Source organism: Microvirga sp. GN3 (assembly GCF_055792825.1).
The window spans coordinates 1-22,730 of record NZ_JBVVAK010000054.1; the positions used below are offsets into that span (position 1 = coordinate 1).

Here is a 22,730-nt window from a genome sequence, read left to right on the forward strand (position 1 = left end):
CCCAGCAGACAGAGGCCGCCATCGGCTGCGCCGTCCTCAACCGCATGCTGGCATGCGCACGCCCGAAATCCGTCCGTCGCATTGGAACCACCGCATAAACGACGGCATCAAAGACCATAATCCGTGAAATTCACGACCCCTGCACCAACGCCAAGGAAAAGCTGTCTTTGGTTTATAATGCCGGTGCTTATGGAGCCCTTAGTGAAAGAAAGCGGCATTCCTGCAGAAGCCTCTGAGGCAAGCGCAAAGCTCGAAGCCGCCTTGGCACGATTCGAAGAGGGTTTTCGGCGAAGCCGAGGCGGGTGAGGGTAGGGCAAAGCCAGATTCTGAAACCGCAAAGAGGGGCAACAATCCATGACAAAACCCATCACGTTTGCTTACCTATGTCCGAAATGCGGAGCTGGACAAGCCACCCTACCACCCAAGATCGAAGCCGCAGGCATTGTGCGGTGCGTCCAGTGTGGCCGACAGCATGGGCACCTTTATGAGGTGCAAAAGGAGTTCGCCAGCAAGGCCCGCGAGGAAAGCTCTCAGAAGATGCAGCAGATCTACCGAAACCGCCCCACAGGGAAGAACCGCTCGCACTGAGAGGGTTGAACAGTCCTATGCCTGACGAGCTGCGCTCGCCGATCAAGCACCACCTCGTGCTCCACAAGCGCGACCCGGAGCGGCGCGTGGCGCGGTTCTACTCGCTCATGATCGAGCGGGACCTGTTCGGCGTCGTACGCCTGGTCCGCAATTGGGGCAGGATCGGCACCAGCGGGCAGGAGAAGGTTGAGATCCATGCCGACGAGTTGGAGGCGGGCAAGGCGCTCAAGGCGATCGCGAAGCGGCGACGGGGCTATCGTGATTTGTGAGACGGAAATTCCGTCATCGAAGACGGCTGCGCCATACCGTTCGACGGGATTTTTGCCGGCGAGGACGAGCAGGGCAGGCGCTGGAAGCCGTCGCCCGGGCGAAGCGGCGGCGAGGGTGCTACGGTCGATTAGACCTTGCGTGCCACCACGCCGCAAGGATTGCCAGCGGAAACGAAATCGGCCAGAGGGCATGAGCGAGCAGAAATAACCCCAGGTTGGGCTTTACATCGGAATCGTCGCTAGCCACCAGACTAATCCAGCCGAGGGTGCAGGCCACGGCTAGGTAGCTCAAGAACAAGAACGTAATCAACTTGTCCTCCCCACTTCCGATGCTATTGCCCTCTCGATGCACGGGATCTGTTCGCGACTGTCTGCCTAATGCGCAACTGAGGCAGGATCGGGGCCAACGGCCAGGAGCTGATCGAGATCTTCGCCAACGAGATCGCGGCCGGCGCGGCGCTGGAGGCCGTCGCCGCAGCGAAGCGCCGGCGGGGGTATCGGGACCTATAACCCATATGAGGTCGTGCGAACTCCGAAAAGACTTATTGAATAAACCTGTATGGACGGCGCCTGCGTGGCAAGGGGATTTTGGTGTTCTGACGATCTGGTCGTGGGCAGCCATGTGTCCGGCCTTGTGATGCGGCCTACCTGACCACGGGCCTTGATGAAGTTCGCGGATCAGGTCCCTAACATTTATGCTGCGTCGGAGCGCAATGGCCTATCATGGGTTTGTCTGATCCCCGGCTCGACCGGTCCGTCATCACACTATCACCACCTCCACCAACCTTGCAAACCTCTCATCCGGCTCCAGCAACAGCTTATGCGGCCGCTGCGGTTGGAGCCCGATAGCCCTGGGTCCCCTGCAAAACGGCCCAAGCGACCCGGGCCAATTTGTTGGCGATGGCAATCTTGACGATGCCGGCTGGGCGACGGGCCAGGAGCGCGTTGATCCATCCCGCGGACACTGAAGCTTTGCCGCGGGCATGCCGCAAGAGTGTCGAGGCCCCGAGCACGAGAAGCCGGCGCAGATATCGATCTCTTTGTTTAGAGATGTGCCCCAGCCGCACCTTGCCGCCTGTCCCGCTCTGTCGTGGTACCAGCCCAATCCAGGCTGCCAAGTGCCGGCCCGAGCGGAAAGAGTTCGGATCCGTGATGATGGCAGCAAGGGCGCTGGCGCTGATGATGCCGACGTCAGGGATTGTCTCGAGGCGCTGGCTCAACTCATTCGTGCGATGCCAAACCAGGATCTCCCGCTCAACCTCAGTGATCCGGCCATGGGCCTCCTCAAGTTGCGCGATGATCAAGCGGATGCAGCGCCACGCCAGCTCCGGCACGGCAGCCCCTCGTGCCTTCTCGGCCACCTCCCTGAGCTTGGGAACGCTCGGCAGCCCTTGAGGAGCAATGATGCCGTATTCGGCGAGGTGGCCACGCAGAGCATTGACCAGCATGGTCCGCTGCCGCACGAGGAGCTCGCGGGTGCGATGGAGCATCAGCACAGCCTGCTGCTCTGGGCTTTTGATGGCCACATAGCGCATGGTCGGGCGGGTCACGGCCTCGCAAATACCCGCAGCATCAAGTGCGTCGCTTTTGCCGCGTTTGACATATGGCTTCACATAGGCTGCGGGCATGAGCCGAACCTCGTGACCGAGGGCCGCCAGCTCTCGTGCCCAGAAGTGGGCAGTGGAACACGCCTCCATGCCAATCAGGCAGGGCGGCAAGCGCCCGAAGAAGCCGATGAGCTCGCCTCGGCGGAGCTGACGGCGGATCAGAACCTGTCCATCCTGGTCAATACCGTGGACCTGGAAGACGTACTTGGCGAGATCGAGACCAACAGTCGTGACATGCATCGGAGCGGCTCCCTGTCTGGCGCTGAGGCAATCACCCTACCTCATAGGGCGCTGCCGGGAGCAGGCGCCGTCCACTCCATCAATTATGGAAATGCACCTGAGATCGATAAGCGCGTCCGCCCGCATCTGCACATGACGAACGGCTCCTGGCGCGTGGATGAAGCTTTGTATTTGATGAGCGTTGCGGGTCATTCCCACAGCACGAGGCCGGGAGAGCTCGAATGAAACGTAAGACCGAAGTCTGCGATGTAGATGGTGCGCCCGGCCTCACCACGCGCCCCAGCTGAGATCGGACGGTATCAAAGGTCATCCCAAGACGGGTAAACCTGCATTCACAAGGTTGATCAGCGCAAGGGGCATTCTCAGTGAGAGGAAGCTCTATGACGGTGTTCTTCGGCATTGATGTCGCAAACGAGAGGCTGGATTGCGCGGCAATCGTTCACGGCCGCGAGCGGCCCATTGGCCAGAGGTCCTTTCCCAATACCCCGGACGGCATCGAGAAAGCGACCGCTTGGGTAATGAAGGTATCTAGAGCCGAGGCTTTGGAAGTTCATGCCGTCCTTGAGCCGACAGCAGCCTATCATGAACTCGCAGCCCGGCTCCTGGCTGCCAAAGGCACGATCGTTTCCCTCGTCAATCCGGCTCAGATCCGCAATTTCGCTAGAGGCATGGCTGTTCTGAGCAAGACCGATCAGATCGATGCGATGCTCCTGGCGCGCTTTGGCTGCCTGGCCCGGCCGAAAGCATGGACCCCTCCCGCCGAGCCGCTGATTGAGCTGCAAGCCCTTCTCGCACGGCTGGATGACCTGGAGGGCGATCTTCGCCGGGAGCAGAACCGGTATAAGCAGGCGTGTGTTCGTGGCTGCTCCGGCGCCATCAAGCGTTCCTTTGTCACGAACATCAGGGCGCTGAAAGCTCAGTGTAAACTTCTGCATGCGGCAATTGCCGAGCACTTTGCCGCTCACACGGATTTGCAGGCAGATCTGGAGAGACTGTGCACGATTCCAGCGGTGGGTCCAAAGACAGCGATGCGAATGCTTGCTCTGCTGCGGAGCCACCCATTCGAGACTGCTCGTCAAGCCGCAGCCTTTCTGGGACTGGTGCCAATTGTGCGACCATCGGGGCGGAGCGTTCGAGGAAGGCCGCGGCTCTCGAAAGCCGGCAACTCCCGGCTGCGCGCTGCGCTTTACATGGCAGCTGTCGTTGCCACAAAGCTAAACCCGGACATCAAAGCCCAGCAACAGCGGCTGCTTGAGCGAGGCAAGGCCAAGATGTCGACCTTAGGGGTCGCCATGCGCAAACTGGCTCATATCTGCTTTGGGGTGCTCAAGAGTGGAAACGTTTACCAGTTCCCGGTTGCCCATCAGCCTTGACCGCTCAGACGGTATCTACATTCGGATGAAGGGTGAATGGGTCTACCTATACCGCGCCGTCGATGCAGCTGGGCAGACGATCGACTTTTTGCTCTCCCGCAGGCGAGATTCGGCTGCCGCTCGGCACTTCTTCCTCAAGGCCTTGGGACAACCGCATACAGTCAATCCGCGGACCATCACGGTCGACAAGAGCGCCGTTTACCCGATGGCGGCGAAAGCCATGAAGCGGGCCGGAGAGCTCTGGCGTTTCGCCAAACTGCGACAGGTGAAATTCTTGAACAACATCGTCGAGCAGGATCACCGATGTATCAAGCGGCTGGTCAGACCTGGATTGGGTTTCGAGATCTTCAGGTCCGCCTCACAGACGATTGCTGGTTACCAGGCGATGGCGATGATCCGCAAGGGACAGGTTGTCAGTGCCCCAGCGAGTGACATGGGAGCCCAGCGCGGCTTCATTGCTACCCTGTTCGGCGCTGCGGCGTAACCTGGGTCCCAGCCCGATCGTCGCTTGCCCCGCGTCAGGAGTTGCAACAGAACCCCCTTGAACGGGTTCTTGTTATTTCGCTTCACCGCCAGCCCTTCTCAGCCCGCTCGTGTCATAGCTCGGGCCGAGCAAGGTTCAAAGCTGCAACAGAACCATCGGAAATCCCTATTAGGTCAGCGGCACGTAGTATCCTGCTGCTCCAGTTATATTAACGGTACGACAGTTCTCAAATGTAGCGGAAGTCATCGACACTGAGACTGGCAGTACCTGCAATTTTGAGGTTGTGAACATCGTTGAAGCCAGCGAGCAGACTGAAATCAACATAGCGAGCCTCATTGGGACCAGATGCATCTACCTCGAAGGTCATTTGACCAATCATCTGGTCAGAGTCGTTATATGCTGTAACTGTTATTTGATTGTCGTCAGATGCAGAAGAGAAGAAAGCTCCCTGAAAGTCGAAGTTGGACCAATCCCCTGGGGCAATAAGCAGAGAATGTGCATATTGCCCCTCCTCGTTGGGAATGAGAACGCTCTCACCTGACGAGACAGTATAGTCCGAGCCCGCTTTTGAGACGGTACCTCCTTGGATGATGAAGTTGTTATAAATGAACCATCCGTTTTCAGCGCTGTATCCGGGCCCATTATCGAAGTTTAGAATTTTAACGCAGGAGCCATTTCCCGTACCTAAAGGGTAGCCGGATTCCGTATAACCAGGGTCATCACGAATTGTGTTCCAGTGCTCGAAGAGCGCCTGATATTGGGTTCCGAGGGCGGTATTGAATACGTTGTCGTTGGAGGCATCTGAGTCGTTGAGGCCATAGACTGTCCTCACGATCTCGGTAATCTCTTCGATGCTATAGAAGTAGCTGGTCTCATCGGCCAACAAATCATCCTCAGACGAGTTCAGTAGTGCAGCAGTGGCCTCGCGGATGAAGGCATTGGCTCCCCCGCCTTGAATGCTAAGCGCCTGCAGCAGCGTCGGGCTGTTGTAGACCATTCCATTTTTCCCGGGCGACACCCAAGTCGAGTTTATTCCAAAGATAAACTCAAATGACTGGTTCCAGCTGTAGTTATCCCAGTCCGATATGTGGTTCTTCCAGAATCCATGGGAGAGACCGTCGTAATACTCGTTGCAGATAACAACGTCTGGAGTAGGCGGTGGAAGGACAATACCAGTCATACTTTTACCTCGCGAGCGGTTCAGCATCAAACCCGAGCTGAGCTATTCACCATGTAACTCCTAGCATCCCACGTAGCCGAGTTCTTTTCCTATTTAGAAGTAGCGCATTAGGTACGATGTCCGCTGAGAGGATAGAGCTGTTAAAGATTGAACTATTCGAGGGCCGGGATGACACAAAGAACGTCTGCGAATGAGCCTTCATATTCACCGTAGTGAGTTCCAACATCCCATCCCTGCTTTGTTTCTCACATACAGGCACTCGAACACACAACGACCAATAATTCGATATAGTGCCTTTAACCCGTTAAACTGGTTCATTCCGATAACAACTTTTAGGGAAGTTTGATCCTTAAGGAGGGTCAGTGCCATGAAGAAGACGCGGTACAGATTGCGTTTGCGCTCTGCCAGGCAGAAAGCGGCACGCCAGTGTCCGGGGTGATCCGCAGGATGGGCATAACCGAGCCGAGCTTCTATCGCTGGAAGAAGCAGTTCACCGGCCTGGGTGTGACCGAGATCCGCCGGATCAAGCAGATCGAGGGCGAGAATGCCCAGCTCAAGAAGCTCGTGGCGAACCTGACCCTGGACAAGACTATGTTGCAGGACGTGCTCAAAAGAAAGTTGTGAAGCCAGCCGTCCGACGCGAGTTCGCAGGCCGTCTGCAGAAGGCCCACTGCCACCCACGAGAGTCGTTTGCGATTGTGCCGCGGGTGACACCCACATTCAGACGTGGGTGGGAACTGGCTTATCCGTTGTCGGCAACGCGACGGTGCGTTGGGAATGGTGATTCTCTTGCTCCATTTTGCGTTTTAGAAGGTCAGCTACTCCATGGAGCCAGAGGAGCATACGGGCGCGCGTCGACGCTTCTGACAACTGAAATGAACCGCCTTTGTCAAGCATCTGTTTCCGGATCATCATCAACAGTCCAATGGTGCGAGCATCAATGTTTGTCAGACCAGAAAGATCGATGTTGAGGTGATCAGTGCGGCTGATCACATTCCTGAATGTCGCTTTCAGTTCTGGGATACTATCGCCGCAGAAGTGGCCTACAATGGAGACCTTCGTTTCCTGTGTTGTCCATTCCACTACAATGCGAGCCTTCTGCCGCCTTACGAGATGCCCAGTGCGTGTCAGCAGGCCCAACAAGACGAGCGGCAGAACTCGCTTCGTCAACAGAGCCAACAATGTGCATGAATCCGTCAAATAGCGTTTCCAAAGATGTGGCTCTTCCATGATGCGCCATAACCATTCGAGGCAAAGTTTTCTAGCGATCGGCGGGGCTCGCTTGACGGTTCCAGCGGTGAACGCGATCGTCGCACCAAGGTGGCTCCGGACGGGAATGTGGATGCTGCGATGATTGGTTTTCAGCCAAGCCTGGCCTTTTGCAGCGCCAAGCGCAACGAGCAAGAAATCTGCTCCACTCGCATTGATAGTATCGATGATGTGAGGCTGACTCATCTCCTCGACGGAGCCGAAGCCTGGGTTGAGCCAGCCGACGCATATGACTCCTCCTGAATCACTGTTGAGCGCTTCAGCCGCAGCCGCGGCCACCCCTTCGCCGCCTCCGAATAGGAACACTCGGAGTGGCTCTGTCGAGTTTCTTCTAGCAACGAGTCTCTCAAAGGTGTCGGAACCTGCGACGCGCTCTTTGACAGGGATGCCCAGCAACCGCGCGAGCCACACTAGGGATATGCCGTCGGGTGGACAGAGATCGCTTGCCCGCAGGGTTTCTCGGAACTCCACACTGGATTGACTCATGGCCAAGAAGTTCAGGTTCGGTGTAGAGAGCAGGTACGACGATTGGGTCCGCATGGCCCCTAATAAGTGCGGCACCGTCTCTTGCATGGTGATTGCATCAATCGGAAACCCTTGCAGACAGTAGGCTTCCCGGTCGAGATCGTCATAAGGAATCGAGACTGATAATGCCGCATCCTCGCCCGCTTCAAGATATAAGATTGCTTTCTGCCCGTCCGAGTATGTGTCATCAAACGAGGGTCGGCCAAGAGCCCCTGGAATAGAGAGAATGTCTGACATAGAGATACCCCCGCAAATTACTCTGCGCTGTTTTAGAGAATACTGATGTGCACTCGGAAGAGAGCGTGTGAAATTGCCAACAGTTGGCCAGTTAGGCCTTTATGCCTGCCAACATATCAGCCGTATACTGTAGGGGATGTTCGGATTAGCCCTGTGCCTTATGTTATTACTGATTATTAACTTAAGCTTGCATGGACGCCCACTAAGCTTCAAAGGCAATTTTGCTCTAATTCCGATGAGAAGGAATTAACTCTTTTTGGGGTTAATCGGCGATAAATAAGGGGAAGTAATCCTATATGCCGGCGGCGGGCCCGCTTGCTCGACATGAGCTCTCCGTTTGGCCTTAGGTGAGATACAAGCCCGTCAGGCTGCTAGGTGTCCTTCTGACATATGGTTGATCAACCAATTTGGGCCTTCGGTGGCCAAGGCCGCCACGTAGTTTTGCTCAATTGACCAAGCCGTCAAAGACCAAGACGTGGACGCCAATGGATCACACCGATCACAGATGAGTCCGGCTCCCTCAACAGGAATCAGGCCGACATCAATGTCTTGGATTGGCCTGTTCAAGCCAAGCCCCCGTGCCTTTAGATAGGCTTCCTTCTGCACCCAGACCGAGAAGAACGCCGCTAGCCTATCGCTTTCACTGAGAGAGTAAAATAGAGATTGCTCGCGCCTAGAGAAGACACTAGCGGCAACTTCCAAAATATCTGGCATCGGACGGATCTGCTCAATATCGACACCCACTTCACTATTGCGTGCAACAGCAAGCATCATCCGATCGCCGGAATGAGAGACGCTGAAACGAAGGCGATGATCTTCAAAGGGTTTTGCAAGCTCCGGTTTTCCAAAGCGACTCGTCCGGTATCGAATATCCTGCGGAGTTGCCCGGAGATAGGACGCCAGAAGCCGCCTTAGGTTTCCTCGGCACCAGATGAAAAAATCTCGATCATCTTGGCGACGGAATCGATCGGCCCGGACCTGTTCGTCTGCATGGAGCAGGCTTACCCAAAAGGCCATATCACGCCCGGAATGATCTAGGGTGAGACACCACAGATGGACATGTCGTTCCGATAACTCCAGCATGTTTGGAAATCCCTCAAAGCATCAAACTAATATGAACAATATGCTTGCAAAGCGCGAGCTTTGTGTAGCGTCCGTCCCGTAGTCATGAGTGTTGTTCCAAGCGGCGGATGAGAAGTATGACGGAAGCGGCATGGAGGAAGGCACGGGCTGAGGTGAGTGTCGCCTCCGGATCCTTCCAGAGGTGCCGGTTGCGGCTGATCCACGCAAAGAACCGTTCAACCACCCATCTTCGTGGACGTACTGCAAAGCCAACCTGATCGGGCGGCTTCTTGACGATCTCGATCCGGATCGAGGTGGCCTGAGCGGGAGCCTCTCCGGCATAGCCGCTGTCGGCGAACGCTTTGACGATGAACGGGAAGGAGCGCCGCGACAGGCGCAGAACCACACAGGCCCCGTCCCGGTCCTGCACGTCAGCCGGCTGGGGCTCCAGGATCAGACCGCGCCCATCGGTGTCGACCATCACCTGGCGCTTGCGGCCCTTCACCTTCTTGCCGGCATCATAGCCTCTTGGGCCGCCACTCTCGGTGGTCTTCACGCTTTGGCTGTCGAGCACGGCGGCTGTGGGGAACGGCTTCCGGCCCACCCGCTCGCGATCCGCCGTGACCAGCCGATGGTTGATGGTCTCGAACAGTCCCGCGTCCCGCCACAGGCTGAACCAGCGGAAGGCCATGCTCTTGGGTGGCAGATCGGAGGGCAACAGCCGCCAGGCGATCCCGCCGCGCAGGACATAGAAGATCGCGTTCAAGATCTCCCGGGTGGACCAGCGCCGTGGCTGACCTCGGGCGTGGGGCTCGGGCAGGAGTGGGGCGATCAGAGCCCATTTGGCATCGGTCACATCGGTTTCGTTACGCAGGCCGTCGCGGCTATACTGCCGCCGAGTGGTCGGGGTCCACATCGCGGGCTTCCAGGTCAGGCTTCAGCACCCTCTTGGAAACACGCCTATCCCGGCCACTCAATCCTTTTTCGGGACGGGCTCTTAGACATTTAATCATATTTCCGCACGGCGCAGACTCCACTATAAATAATGGTAAGTTGCGCAACGATAATTGGGTAAACATCGTTAAGCCTTTGCGAAAATTTGCAGCAACCCAATAATTAGCTCTAATAGTACCTTCTCTATACATCATGAAAGCGATTCTATAATTCATATATATAAGGGAAAGTTGCAAAATAAATTGATGTCGCTTCCAGTTCTATGAAATATTCGCGCCCACACCAAAGCATAATGCCTTTTATATGCTTAACCCTGGCAGTAACTCGGAATCGCAATTGTGACTGGGGAGAGAACGGGCAATCCTTTCGGAGGATGAGTTTCCTGAACGTTCATCCGACAAAACGTGGCGATATTGGGGGCTGACGTGAGGAGTTCGACACAGCTGGATGAACGCTTGGCTTGCGTCCTGATCGGATCCGACAACTTATTAACGGAATGCGGCGAAATTCTCCTGCGGGCAGACCACGAGATTGTCGCTGTAGTCACTCGCACTCAGAAAATTGCTTTATGGGCTGCCGACAGGGGTATATTTGTCATTGATGGTGCTGGGTCTGGCTGGACAGATCAGCTTCGCACTCTAGACTTTGATTGGCTGTTTTCGATCACGAATCTAACGATCATCCCGCCTGATGTGCTTGCCTTGCCACGAAAGGGCGCAATCAACTTTCACGACGGCCCGCTACCGCGATATACCGGCCTGAATACGCCGGCGTGGGCGCTGATGGAAGGGGCGTCGACGTACGGGATCACATGGCACCTCCTCACGGAAGGTGTTGATGAGGGCGACATCGTCGCGTCTCGTACCTTCGAGGTCGATCCGGCGGAGACGTCGCTGTCGATCAACACACGCAACTTTGGGCTGGCTCTTGACGCATTCGAAGAACTGATCGACGATCTCGCCAGCGGCGCAATGAAGTGCGTTCCGCAGGACCGGAGTATTGAGCGCGTCGTCTACCGCCGATCCGATCGTCCAAGGGCACTGGGCTTGTTCGATTGGAGGTGTTCGGCGAGGAAACTTGAGCGCCTCGTGCGTGCTCTCGATTTCGGGCCTTATCCTAACCCGTTGGGACGAGCAACTATACGCCACAATACCGTGGCTCTCGGTGTCACGCGGGTCGACCTTCATCCTGAAATCTGCGGCGAGCCAGGCCAGGTAATCGCCATCTTGCCCGATGAGATCGTCGTCGCCTGCGGATCCGGAGGTCTCGGTCTGAAGGCGTTGGAAACTCCGACCGGAACTCCTGTGGAGATAACACAGGCTGTTCAGGAACTCGGCCTCGCCGCTGGTGATCGGCTCGATGAACATGATGCGCTTGAACCGCTCACAGAGCTCGGAGCCCGATTGGCGAAGTACGAAATGAGTCAGCTCCAGAGGTTGGCCAGTCTAGAGCCAGTGAGCCTGCCCTGGGCCGGGACCGCCTCAAGCAAGCATGAGCCACGTTTTTCAAACTATGACGTGAACGTCCCGGCCGAAGTGTTCAAGACTTTCGATGCACAGCCGGCAGCAGCACTAGTTGCCGGATTCGGTATCCTCCTCTCCCGCCTGTCGGGGAAGGAGATGTTCCATCTTGCGGCAGTCGATCAGACGGTCGTGAACGATATCGCACTAGCCGGGACTTTGGTTTCCTCGTGGGCACCCTTCGGAGTCAACGTGGACATGGGCGCTGATTTCGTCCGAGCCGTTGCCGCTGCCGCAAACGAGCTCCGCCGAGTAGCGAAGGAAGGCGGCTTTCTAACAAACCTTGTGGCCCGCGATCCCGATCTTCGCCGCCAAGCGAGTTCAAGTGCCCTTCCGCTCGTCCCGATCGGACTCCGTATCGACACTTCGGGGCAGCCTGATCACACGATTGTAGCGGAGCTTGTCGTAAACGGCGCTAATTGTTCGCTGCGAGTTGATGAGGAACTCATCGCTTGTGACGATGCCGCTCTTCTGGTCCGCTGTTTCGAGCAAGCACTCGCGAGCCTCTGCGCGGAGCCGACTGCGCCGGTGGGGCAGGTCGATATCCTCGGTGCCGATCTGCGCACGCGGATGTTAGAAGATTGGAATGCCATAAGAACGCCGCTTCCAGATCTGCTCGTGCACCATGCGATCCAGCAGCAGGTGGACCGCTCCCCGGAGTCCATTGCTATCGTCTTTGAGGACAGCGCCATCACGTACAGGGAACTCGACCAACGAGCGAACCAGCTTGCAGCCTATCTGCAATCCCTCGGTGTCGCTCCCGACGATCTCGTCGGCATTCATGTCGAACGGGGCATAGACCTCTTGGTGTCAGTGCTCGCGGTGCTGAAGTCTGGAAGCGCCTATCTGCCGCTTGATCCCACCTATCCGGCCGACCGGCTCCGGCACGTGATCGCCGACAGCAGTTGCCGCGTGATCCTCACATCGAGCAAGGTCGCCCATGCGCTGCCGTCTCTCACGGATGCTACAACCTCAATCGTGCGAGTCGATGGAGATGCCGATGTGATCGGCCAGTTCCCGATGACCCGCCCCGAGAGTGCTGCGAGACCCGGAAGTCTCTGCTATTGCATTTACACCTCAGGCAGCACTGGGCTGCCCAAGGGCGTCCTGCTCGAGCACCGCAACGTCATCAATTTCTTCGCCGGAATGGACGAGCGTATCGATCACAGGCCGCCGGCAACATGGTTCGCGGTCACGAGTCTGTCCTTTGATATTTCGGTCTTGGAACTCCTCTACACCCTGTCCCGAGGCTTCAAGGTCGTTATTTACCGCGACCGTGATCGCGACCCAGGGACGGTCCCGAACGTCGATCACAGGCGCGACGTTGCAAGGTCCAACGGCGGGATCGACTTTTCCCTATTCTATTTCTCCGGCGATGGAGCCGATAGCTCCGGATCCGGTAAGTATCGACTGTTGCTTGAAGGTGCCCGCTGGGCCGATACCAACGGGTTCTGCGCGGTCTGGACGCCCGAGCGTCACTTCCACACGTTCGGTGGCCTTTATCCCCAACCGTCCGTCACGGCTGCAGCTGTCGCGACCATCACACAAAACGTCTCGATTCGGGCTGGGTCGGTCGTTTTGCCGCTTCATCACCCCGTCCGGGTCGCTGAAGCCTGGAGCATGGTTGATAACCTCTCCAATGGCCGTGTCGGGCTCTCGATCGCATCCGGGTGGCAGCCGGATGATTTCCTCCTCATGCCCGAAAACTACGCCGCAGCAAAGGATATCATGTTCCGCGATGCGGAACTGGTGAAACGCCTCTGGCGGGGTGAGAAGGTGGCTTTCCCTGGACCAATGGGAAAAGATGTTGAGGTTCAGACGCTTCCGCGACCGGTTCAATCCGAACTCCCTCTTTGGGTGACGACTGCAGGTAATCCTGAGACCTTCGAGCAGGCTGGACGCATGGGGGCTCACGTGCTCACTCATCTGCTCGGACAATCGGTTGAGCAACTTGCACCGAAAATTGCCGCCTACCGAAAGGCCCGTGCCGAGGCTGGGTTTGATCCTGATGCAGGTATCGTGTCCCTCATGCTTCATACCTTCGTCTCAGATGACGAGGTTGCCGTCCGTGAGATCGTACGTGAGCCGCTGAAAGCTTATCTCGGCACGTCCTTGTCGCTGCTGAAGCACTATGCCTGGGCCTTCCCAACTTTCAAGAAACCAAAGTCAGGCGAGGCTGGCGGCGATGAGCTGGCAGATATCGCCGATGAAGAACGGGATGCAATATTGGAGTTCGCGTTCCTTCGCTATTACGAGACGAGCGGTCTGTTCGGAACACCGGCCAGTGCCGCCAAGATGGTTGAAAGCCTGAGAGGAATAGGCGTTAATGAAATCGCTTGCCTGATAGACTTCGGCATAGACACTGATACGGTCTTGAGCAACCTTCCGCATCTCGGTGTCCTGCACCAGCAAAGCCAACTGGTCCCAGCGGGCAACGAGTTCACCGTGTCGCCGCAACCGGTATGCCATCTCGACCAGTCTATAGCCGCACAGCTCAGCCGCCACCAAGTGACGCACCTGCAGTGCACGCCGTCGATGGCACGGCTTCTGACCTTGGATGACAAGAGCCGATCTGCCCTTGCGAAGGTGCCTAACATCTTCATCGGAGGCGAAGCCTTTCCGGTTGGGCTTGCTAAGGAGCTCGTCGAACTTGTTGCCGGCGGCAAAATTATGAACATGTACGGACCGACGGAGACGACGATCTGGTCCACAACTTGGACGCTGCAAGGCAACGACGAGACCATTCCGATCGGTTCGCCCATCGCCAACACCTCAATTTACATCCTCGATGCGCAGCGCCAGCCACTTCCACCTGGCGTGCCAGGAGAACTCTGGATCGGCGGCGAAGGCGTTGCACGCGGCTATCATCAGCGAGCCGAATTAAACGCGGAACGGTTTGTCCCCGATCCGTTTCGTGGCGGCGCGGCGCGCATGTACAGAACAGGTGATCTCGCTAAATGGCGGCGACTTGAAAATGGGCGCGGGATTGTAGAATTTTTGGGACGCGTTGACCATCAGGTGAAGATCCGCGGCTATCGGATCGAACTCGGCGAGATCGAGGCTCGACTAGCCCAGCATCCGGCGGTGCGTGAGTGTGTGGTAGTGGCTCGACTGGACCCGGCAGGGGATCAGCAGCTGGTGGCATTCCTGTCGGTTCGCGCCGGCAAGGCCGCAGAGCCTGCGCAAATAAAAGCCTATCTTCGCGACCGGCTGCCAGAACCAATGGTGCCAACCCATGTGCTGGTGCTACCAGCCTTGCCACACACGCTCAACGGCAAGATTGACCGCAAAGCACTGCCGGAGGTAACGGAGCCACGCAATAGTCGTCTGACGGTACAAATCCCGCTACTGGCCGAAAGTGAACTGGAGAGGACGGTTCTCGCGGCATGGTATGTCACCCTTGGGGACGATAGCATCCGGGTCGACGACAACTTCTTCGATGTCGGGGGACACTCGCTGCTAGTAGTCCGGCTGCACCGCCATCTTCGGGAGATCCTCAAGCAGCCGATCGCGCTGACCGATCTTTATCGTTTCCCGACTGTACGCAGCTTCGTGCAGTCGATTTCATCCAAAGCACCGGATGCCGCCACTCAACGGGGCATTGATCGAGCAGCACGCCGACGCGAGAGCTTCCAGCGTCGTGGCGCCTATCACTAGGGAGATCTCCGTGGCTGGATTCGACAGCGAAATTGCCATCGTAGGTATCGGTCTCAGGGTCCCGGGGGCGTCCGATCCAGAAACGTTCTGGAACAATCTCCGCGAGGGGCGCGAGAGCGTCCGTCAGCTGACGGAGGATGATCTCCTCAAAGCAGGTGTCTCAAGGGAAACATTCCTTCGTCCCAACTATGTGCGCGCTGCTGCGACCCTCGATCAGATGGAGATGTTCGATGCTGAGTTCTTCGGGTTCTCTCCGAAGGAGGCAGCGATCATGGATCCGCAGCATCGCCAGTTTCTTGAGGTTTGCTGGGAGGCATTCGAGGATGCAGGGCATCCGCCAGAGGCCTTTAACGGCTCGATTGGCATGTTCGCCGGCTGCGGTATGGAGGCCTACTTTGCCTTCAATCTGCTCTCCAATCCTGATCTGGTGCGAAGCGTGGGCACGTTCCTGCTGCGCCATACTGGCAACGACAAAGACTTCCTGACGACCCGAGCAAGCTATCTTTTCGATCTGCGGGGCCCGTCGCTGAATGTACAAACAGCGTGCTCGACATCATTGGTCGCTACGCATCTGGCCTGCCAGCACCTTCTCTCAGGTGAGTGCGATATGGCCCTCGCTGGAGGCGTTACCATAGAGGTCCCGCATGGGCGTGGCTACCACTATGAGCCCGGCGAGATCCTTTCACCGGATGGTCACTGCCGGGCGTTTGATCATAGGGCTGAGGGCACGGTTTTTGGCTCCGGCGCTGCCGTGGTAGTGCTGCGGCGTCTGCAGGACGCGGTGGCGGACGGCGACCGGATCTATGCGGTGATCAAGGCGACTGCCGTCAACAATGACGGCTCGAGCAAGGTCGGCTATCTGGCGCCGTCCGTGGAAGGGCAGGCCGCCTGCATCTCGGAGGCGCTGGCCATCGCCGATATCCGCCCCGACAGCATCGCTTACGTGGAATGCCACGGCACCGGCACCCGCATGGGCGATCCGATCGAGGTCGCGGCGCTCGCCCAAGCCTTCGAAGGCGGTACGGGGAGTTCGGGCTATTGCGGCATCGGCAGCGTGAAATCCAATATCGGCCATCTCGATACGGCCGCGGGCGTGGTCGGCTTGGCGAAGGCGGCTCTGGCTCTCCATCATCGTGAGATTCCCCCGACCATCAACTTCGAGAAGGCCAATCCTCTCATCGATTTCGCCACTAGCCCGTTCTATGTTCAGGACAAGCTCCAAACCTGGGACAGGCGGCTGGGCGTGCCGCGCCGCGCCGGCGTGAACTCCCTCGGCGTCGGTGGCACCAACGCCTTCGCGGTTCTCGAAGAATATGCCGGCGCGACGGCGGGATCCGGCGGCCGTCCATGGCGCCTGCTCACTCTCTCGGCCAGAAACCGCACGGCGCTGGATGCGAATGCCGCCCATCTGGCGCAACATCTGCGAGATCATCCGGATGTCGACCTCGGCGACGTGTCCTGGACGCTTCAGGTTGGGCGCCGGGCCTTCGCGGAGCGCCGTGTCCTGGCTGCTCGCGACCGGGCCGAAGCGATCGCTCTACTTGAGGCGCAGGACGGCCGGCGCGTGTTCACCCACACCGCATCATCGGAGCATCAGAGCGTCGCCTTCATGTTCCCGGGCGGCGGTTCGCAATATGCCCGCATGGCTGCCGACCTCTACGGCAGCGAACCGGCCTTCGCACAGGATATCGACCGTGGCCTGCGCCTGCTGCAGGAGCGGCACGGCCTCGACCTGCGGCCGCTTGTGCTCTGCGAGAGCGACAAACTCGATGAAGCTTGTACGGCTCTCGAGGCGCCCTCTCTCCAGCTGCCGGCCATCTTCATCGTCGAGTATGCACTTGCTCAATTGCTGATGGGATGGGGTCTGAAACCACAGGCGCTGCTGGGCCATAGCGTGGGCGAGAACACGGCTGCCTGCGTGGCCGGAACCATGAGCTTCGAGGACTGCCTGGGTCTGGTGGTCCTGCGTGGGCGCCTGATGGACCGGGTGTCCGGCGGCATGATCGCGGTGCCGGTCTCGGCTGCGGAACTGCAGCCGCATCTCGATGCGCTCGGCCTCGATCTGGCGGCCGTCAATGCCCCAAATCTCTGTGTCGCTTCCGGGGCGGCGACCGAGATCGCCGCCCTGGAGAAGCGGCTCGGCGAAGCCGGAATCGAAGCCCATCGCGTCAAGATCGACATCGCCGCACACAGCCGCCTTCTGGAGCCGATCCTGGGCGAGTTCGGTGCCTATCTCAAATCGATCAGGCTTTCGCCGCCGTCGATCCGCTGGGTTTCAAACCGCACCGGAACCTGGATCACAGACCAAGAGGCGACCGACCCGAAATACTGGATCGACCATCTGCGCGGCACGGTCCGGTTCGCCGATTGCCTAGCAACCTTGGCAGAGGAGCCCGGACGGGTCTTCCTGGAGGTTGGACCCGGCAAGACCCTGTCGTCCCTCGCCAAGGCGCAGCCCGCGGTGAAGGCGAGCCAGGCCATCATCCCGACCATGCGCCATGCGGACGAGCAGGTGCCCGACGACGGCTTCCTGCTTACGGCTCTCGGCCGCCTGTGGGCTTGCGGCGGAAGTCTCGACAGCGAGCGGCTGTTTTCCGGTGAGCAGCGCCGACGGATCGGCCTTCCGACCTATGCGTTCCAGGGGCAGCGCTATTTCTTCGAACCAGGCGCCGGGCCGCAGCATGGCAAGATGTCCGAGGGCATGCTTGTCGACCGGGAGGCTGACGAATCCCGCTGGTATTGGGCACCGGTTTGGAAGATCCGCGAGGCCGATGACGCCGTCGAGGATTCTGGGTCCTGGCTCGTCTTCCTCGACGATTCCGGCATCGGCGCGCGCCTGGTTGAACGCATGAGACGGCGCGGCGACCAGGTCGTGACGGTCCGTGCGGGTGATTCCTATCAGCAGCTCTCCGACGACGACTATGTCATTGCCCCCGAGCATGGCCGCACCGGCTATGATGCGCTGGTGCATGACCTCATCCGGTCCGGACGAGCACCCGACCGGGTGGCTCATCTCGCCCTGCTGTCGCGCACCGACAGCTTCCGCCCCGGTTCGAGCCTGTTCCACCGCGATCAGGAGCAGGGCTTCTACAGCCTGCTGTTCTTCGCCCAGGCTTGGGCGTCCGAAGGGCTGAAGCGGGCGCTCCACATTGTCACGGCAACCGCCGGCATGCAGAGTGTGGGCGAGCAAGATCCGGTTGCACGGCCAGAGCAGGCCACCGTTCTGGGGCCGGTGCGGGTGATCCCGCGCGAGTTCCCGGATATCACAGTGTCCTGCGTCGATGTCGATCCTGCCGCGTTCGTGACAAAGCGCCAGGTCTTGCGGAATCTCGTCGACGGCCTCGCCTTCACGAAGCTGGCGAACGGTCGCACCAGCAATGGGGAGGAGGCAGAAGCCGCCTTGTCGCTGCTCGAAGCGGAACTGCGCGCCCCGGCGTCGAACAACATCGTCGCCCATCGCAGCGCCGTCCGTTACGTGCAGACGATCCGGCGCAAGGCTCTTGCCGATGAAGGATCAATCCCTCTCCGCCAGCGTGGCGTGGTGATCATCACAGGTGGGTTGGGCGGTATCGGCCTGACCGTAGCCAAGGAACTCGCGACCGAGCGGGAGGCACGCATCGTGCTTCTGTCGCGAACGGCGGTGCCGGACCGCGCGCAATGGCCTGACCTGACCCGGAAACTGGGTGCCGACCATCAGCTGTCGCGGGCCATCGCAGGCATCGAGGAACTCGAGTGCCTTGGGGCCGAGGTGATCGTGCTGCAGGCGGATGTGACGCATATCGAAAGCATGCGTACCGCAATGCAGACGGTGCGCCAGCGCTACGGCGCGATCAACGGGGTCGTACATGCTGCAGGCATCGTCCGTGACGACCTTCTGGTGGCGAAGGATCAATCCGATATCGAGGAAGTGCTCGCCCCGAAGGTCTACGGCACGTTAGTGCTCGACGAGATTCTGATGGATGACGATCTCGACATGTTCGTCGTGTTCTCGTCAACGAGCACCATGACTGCACCGCCCGGGCAGGTCGACTACGTGGCCGCCAATGCCTTCCTCAATGCCTTTGCGGAATCGCGCTCCCGAAAAGGGCGTGGCCGAACCATCGCATTGAACTGGGGTGTGTGGAGCGATGTCGGCATGGCGGCCCGCAGCACGGTCCGCATGCTCCACGAGGACAGGGGGGCAGAGACGCAGCTCGCGACCCATCCGTTCTTCGATCGACTCTCCATCAATGCCAAGGGAGTGGCCACGCTTGAGGCGAGATGGTCAGCAGTGGAGCATTGGTTCCTAGCCGAGCACCGGACAGACCGGGGCGATGCGCTCCTGCCGGGGGCCGGATATCTGGAGTTGGCTGCCGCAGCGCTGCGGGAGGTCGGTCTGGCGCAGCCCTTCGAGATCCAGGATCTGCTGTTCCTCAGGCCACTCGCCGTAGACGATGCGGGACGCCATGTGAGGGTGCGGCTCACGCCGACGTCCGAGGGTTTTACGTTCAACGCCGCTATCGCGGTCGATCTCGATCCGTCCCTGAGCGCCAGCGCTAAGGTGCAGACCGGCTGGAGACGGGTAGCGCAGGCGGAACTGATTCTCCGGGAGCAGCACCGGCTGCCGGCCCTCGATCTCGCGGCCGTCGAAGCCGCGATGCCGCGGCGCCTGCCGTTGGTCACGAAGCAGCAGAATCATCTGCGGTTCGGACCGCGCTGGGACGTGGTTGAGCGGGTCGTGGCGGGGGAGGAGCAGGCACTGGCCTCTTTGCGCCTCGCCGACCGCTTCGTGTCGGACCTGGAAGATTTCAGCCTGCATCCGGCCCTGGTTGACCTAGCTACCGGCTATGCCATGGACCTGATCCAGGGATATACCGGCGACAGTCTCTGGGTGCCCGTGAGCTACCATGCGATCCGGGTGCAGGGGCGGCTTCCTGCCGAGATCTGCTCCCTCGTGACGGTGCGCGATGGCAGCACCCAGAAAAGCGGTTTCGCGCAGTTCGACGTCACGATCACCGATCGTCAGGGCAATGTGCTGATCGCGGCCGAGAAATTCACCATCAAGCGTCTCGACGCAGCCTTGGATCTTAGGCACGGTCCGTCGGCGGACGACACCGATGTGGAATACGATCAGCTACCGTCGGCCGATCGAGCCCTTTCGCCGGCAGAACTCGCCTTTCAGCACAACCTGTCGCAAGGAATCACGTCTGCCGAAGGCCGCCGCGCCTTCAGCCATGCGCTCGGCAGATATCAGGAGGCTCAGCTCTATGTAAGCTCCATGGATCTCGGAGCGCTCGTCGCGCAGGCCGATGCAGCCGCAGCTCTGCAGAACACGATGGCCTCGGCGGAACCCTCCTTCGCCAGACCAGAACTCGGCTCGAACTATGTGGAGCCGCGCGACGACATCGAGGCGACCCTGACCGAACTTTGGCGCGACCTGCTGGGGGTGAGCCAGGTGGGTGTCCTCGACAACTTCTTCGATCTAGGCGGCCACAGCCTGATCGCCGTCCGGCTGTTCGCCAAGGTCAAGCGGGTCTTCTCGGTCGAGTTCCCGATTTCCGTTCTCTTCGAAGCGCCGACCATCGAAGCTTGCGCGGCCTTGATCCGTAGCGCAAGGCCGGGCGGGGAGGAGGCGGACCAAGCCTCCACCGTCAGCTCGCGGCCGCGCTACCGGCATCTCGTGCCGATGCATTCTGGTGAAGGCGGCTCGGGGCGGCCATTCTTCCTGGTGGCCGGCATGTTCGGCAATGTCCTCAACCTGCGCCATCTGGCCCATCAGATCGGTCTGGACCGGCCCTTCTACGGCGTGCAGGCCCGTGGGGTTTACGGCGAAGATGCGCCCCATGAGACGTTCGGGGACATGGCCCGCGACTACTTGGAGGAGATCCGCCTCGTCCAGCCGCATGGGCCCTACACCCTGGGCGGCTTCTCCGGTGGCGGCATCGCCGCCCTGGAGATGGCGCGGCAGCTGCGGGAGCAGGGCGAGAAGGTCGATCTCCTCGTGATGCTCGATACGCCTCTGCCACGGTCCGAGACGTTGACCTGGAAGGACAAGATCGTCATGCACCTCCAGAGCATCCAGCGCGCGGGGGCACGCCACGTCCTAGATATCGTGCAGGGCCGGAGGGCGTGGCGGCGTCGCCTGATCCAGGAACAGAACGCCCTTGGATCGGTCGAACAGGGCGGGCTGCACTCCGCTGCGATTGGAGCTGCCTTCCGCCGGGCGTTGGATCGGTACGAGGTGCGCTCCTATGACGGCACCATCACCCTGTTCCGCCCGAAGCTGCAGCCGATCCATGTTTTCGGACCGGGCCGGCAGATCAACGCGGACCGGCGGTTCATCTATGAGGACAACGGCTGGGGCCCGTTTTGCCGGCAGGTCGTCGTGTCCGAAGTTCCCGGCGATCACGATGGCATAGTGCTCGAGCCCAATGTGCGTGTGCTGGCGGCCAAGATGCGGGAGGCGATCAACAGCGCAGGCAAGACGGCGGGCCACATCCGGCCGACCGGGGGCATCGTGGACACGAAGCATGCGCAGGAGGCCGAACCGATCATCATCCGTTCCTTCCCGCGTCAGCCGCACGGCGCTTCCCGGCCGAGGCGTTCGGAGGCCCTCAACGGTCACGTCGTGCCGCCGTACCCGGCGGCCTCGAAGGGGCGGCCGACCGAAGCGGAGGGCCAACGGCAATGACCTTCGCTCGTCAGGAAACCCGTCCACAAGACCCGTCCGTCATGCACGTCGTCATCGTCATCGTCAACTACTGCACGCCCCAACTCACGATCGACTGCCTGAAATCCCTCGAGCAGAGCGGAGATCTGACACCCGGTACTCAGGTGGTCGTGGTCGATGGGGGCTCTACAGACGATTCAGCTGCGATCATCGAGGCGGCCATCGAGCGTCACGGCTGGGCCGGTTGGGCCACCCTCTTGCCGCTGGATGTCAACGGAGGGTTTGCCTACGCCAACAACCGTGGCGTCGAGGCCGCCACGGCCTGGTTCGGTAGGCCGCGCTTCATCTGGCTTCTGAACTCCGATACGGTCGTGCGGCCTGGCGCCCTGTCCCATCTTCTCGCCTTCATGGATGCGAATCCTCGGGTGGCGATTGCCGGCAGCCGACTCGAGGATCCAGACGGAACACCGCAGCATTCCGCATTCCGGTTTCACTCTGTGCTAGGTGAACTGGAATCCACCACGAGGCTCGGCATCCTTTCCCGATTGTTGCAGAGGTGGTGCGTTGCTCCTCCGATTGCCGAGGCTTGCTTTCGGACAGATTGGGTTTCTGGGGCCAGCATGTTCATCCGTCAGGCCGCGATCGATGCAGTCCACGTACTCGATGAAGCGTTTTTCATGTATTACGAGGAGACAGATCTTTGCCTGAACGTCGCCCGCAAGGGGTGGGAATGCTGGTATGTGCCAAAGAGCCGGGTCATTCACCTTGTAGGCCGGTCATCTGGCGTCACAAGCCACAAATCCTCTCCCCGTCGTCGGCCTGCCTACTGGTTCAAGTCCCGCCGGCGCTACTTTCTTAAGAACCATGGGTGGGCATACGGTATCCTCGCAGATCTAGCTTGGACTTTTGGTTATCTATTTTGGCGCATCCGTCGAAGCCTGCAGAATAAGCCCGATAATGATCCTCCCAAATTACTGAGTGACTTTCTGCGGCATTGCATTCTCGCGCAGAACGCCAGGCCAATGAGGTACTGAAGTTTCAACGCGAGAAAATGGTGCGGCGCCATGGAATCTGGACCAACGAAGCAGGTCAATAGGGAAGATCGAAATTTGCATG

Annotated in this window: 11 protein-coding genes and 2 pseudogenes; 8 read left to right on the top strand and 5 right to left on the bottom strand. The window is 59.3% G+C overall.

What is annotated here, in order from left to right; all coding sequences use genetic code 11:
- Positions 1-605 precede the first annotated feature (605 nt).
- Positions 606-857 (top strand): WGR domain-containing protein, encoded by a 252-nt coding sequence (locus ACS5Q1_RS23650; protein ID WP_473100468.1) that lies wholly within the window; start codon positions 606-608, stop codon positions 855-857.
- 396 nt (positions 858-1,253) lie between these two features.
- Complete coding sequence (locus ACS5Q1_RS23655; protein WP_473100494.1) at positions 1,254-1,367, top strand: hypothetical protein; 114 nt, start codon at positions 1,254-1,256, stop codon at positions 1,365-1,367.
- Between the two features lie 308 nt (positions 1,368-1,675).
- Here the strand turns inward: ACS5Q1_RS23655 and ACS5Q1_RS23660 are convergent, their stop codons facing one another.
- Complete coding sequence (locus ACS5Q1_RS23660) at positions 1,676-2,704, bottom strand: IS110 family RNA-guided transposase (protein ID WP_473100469.1); 1,029 nt, start codon at positions 2,702-2,704, stop codon at positions 1,676-1,678.
- Positions 2,705-3,084: 380 nt separating this feature from the next.
- On the opposite strand from ACS5Q1_RS23660, the gene ACS5Q1_RS23665 reads away from it, so the two are divergent.
- Both ACS5Q1_RS23665 and ACS5Q1_RS23670 read left to right on the top strand, forming a co-directional pair.
- A complete protein-coding gene (locus ACS5Q1_RS23665) occupies positions 3,085-4,077 on the top strand; it encodes an IS110 family transposase (protein WP_473100470.1) in 993 nt (330 codons plus the stop codon).
- Position 4,078: 1 nt separating this feature from the next.
- Positions 4,079-4,561, top strand: a pseudogene (locus ACS5Q1_RS23670) (IS6 family transposase); the annotation flags it as partial.
- Between the two features lie 226 nt (positions 4,562-4,787).
- Here the strand turns inward: ACS5Q1_RS23670 and ACS5Q1_RS23675 are convergent.
- Positions 4,788-5,741 (bottom strand): hypothetical protein, encoded by a 954-nt coding sequence (locus tag ACS5Q1_RS23675; RefSeq protein WP_473100471.1) that lies wholly within the window; start codon positions 5,739-5,741, stop codon positions 4,788-4,790.
- Between the two features lie 345 nt (positions 5,742-6,086).
- Between ACS5Q1_RS23675 and ACS5Q1_RS23680 the strand changes: the two are divergent.
- Positions 6,087-6,403: pseudogene (locus ACS5Q1_RS23680) on the top strand (transposase); the annotation flags it as partial.
- Between the two features lie 58 nt (positions 6,404-6,461).
- On the opposite strand, the gene ACS5Q1_RS23685 reads toward ACS5Q1_RS23680, so the two are convergent.
- The 3 genes from ACS5Q1_RS23685 to ACS5Q1_RS23695 form a co-directional block, all read right to left on the bottom strand.
- Entirely contained in the window at positions 6,462-7,772 is a 1,311-nt protein-coding gene (locus ACS5Q1_RS23685; protein WP_473100472.1) for a WecB/TagA/CpsF family glycosyltransferase, read from the bottom strand.
- 363 nt (positions 7,773-8,135) lie between these two features.
- A complete protein-coding gene (locus tag ACS5Q1_RS23690; protein WP_473100473.1) occupies positions 8,136-8,855 on the bottom strand; it encodes a 4'-phosphopantetheinyl transferase family protein in 720 nt (239 codons plus the stop codon).
- Between the two features lie 82 nt (positions 8,856-8,937).
- Complete coding sequence (locus ACS5Q1_RS23695) at positions 8,938-9,750, bottom strand: IS5 family transposase (RefSeq protein ID WP_473100474.1); 813 nt, start codon at positions 9,748-9,750, stop codon at positions 8,938-8,940.
- A 463-nt stretch (positions 9,751-10,213) separates the two neighbouring features.
- Between ACS5Q1_RS23695 and ACS5Q1_RS23700 the strand changes: the two genes are divergently transcribed.
- From ACS5Q1_RS23700 to ACS5Q1_RS23710, 3 genes are read left to right on the top strand one after another with little or no spacing between them, the layout of a single operon-like run.
- Positions 10,214-14,965, top strand: a complete 4,752-nt coding sequence (locus ACS5Q1_RS23700; RefSeq protein ID WP_473100475.1) for a MupA/Atu3671 family FMN-dependent luciferase-like monooxygenase — start codon at positions 10,214-10,216, stop codon at positions 14,963-14,965.
- Positions 14,966-14,975: 10 nt separating this feature from the next.
- A complete protein-coding gene (locus ACS5Q1_RS23705) occupies positions 14,976-21,635 on the top strand; it encodes a type I polyketide synthase (RefSeq protein WP_473100476.1) in 6,660 nt (2,219 codons plus the stop codon).
- Positions 21,632-22,648 carry a glycosyltransferase family 2 protein gene (locus ACS5Q1_RS23710; RefSeq protein WP_473100477.1) on the top strand — a complete coding sequence of 339 codons (1,017 nt, stop codon included), beginning with the start codon at positions 21,632-21,634 and terminating at the stop codon, positions 22,646-22,648. The genes ACS5Q1_RS23705 and ACS5Q1_RS23710 overlap by 4 nt, the downstream gene beginning before the upstream one ends.
- Positions 22,649-22,730: the final 82 nt, after the last annotated feature.

Coding starts and splice junctions, on each gene's coding strand:
- ACS5Q1_RS23695 (WP_473100474.1), bottom strand. CDS start 9,750: ATGTGGACCCCGACCACTCGGCGGCAGTATAGCCGCGACGGCCTGCGT.
- ACS5Q1_RS23685 (WP_473100472.1), bottom strand. CDS start 7,772: ATGTCAGACATTCTCTCTATTCCAGGGGCTCTTGGCCGACCCTCGTTT.
- ACS5Q1_RS23665 (WP_473100470.1), top strand. CDS start 3,085: ATGACGGTGTTCTTCGGCATTGATGTCGCAAACGAGAGGCTGGATTGC.
- ACS5Q1_RS23710 (WP_473100477.1), top strand. CDS start 21,632: ATGACCTTCGCTCGTCAGGAAACCCGTCCACAAGACCCGTCCGTCATG.
- ACS5Q1_RS23660 (WP_473100469.1), bottom strand. CDS start 2,704: ATGCATGTCACGACTGTTGGTCTCGATCTCGCCAAGTACGTCTTCCAG.
- ACS5Q1_RS23690 (WP_473100473.1), bottom strand. CDS start 8,855: ATGCTGGAGTTATCGGAACGACATGTCCATCTGTGGTGTCTCACCCTA.
- ACS5Q1_RS23650 (WP_473100468.1), top strand. CDS start 606: ATGCCTGACGAGCTGCGCTCGCCGATCAAGCACCACCTCGTGCTCCAC.
- ACS5Q1_RS23675 (WP_473100471.1), bottom strand. CDS start 5,741: ATGACTGGTATTGTCCTTCCACCGCCTACTCCAGACGTTGTTATCTGC.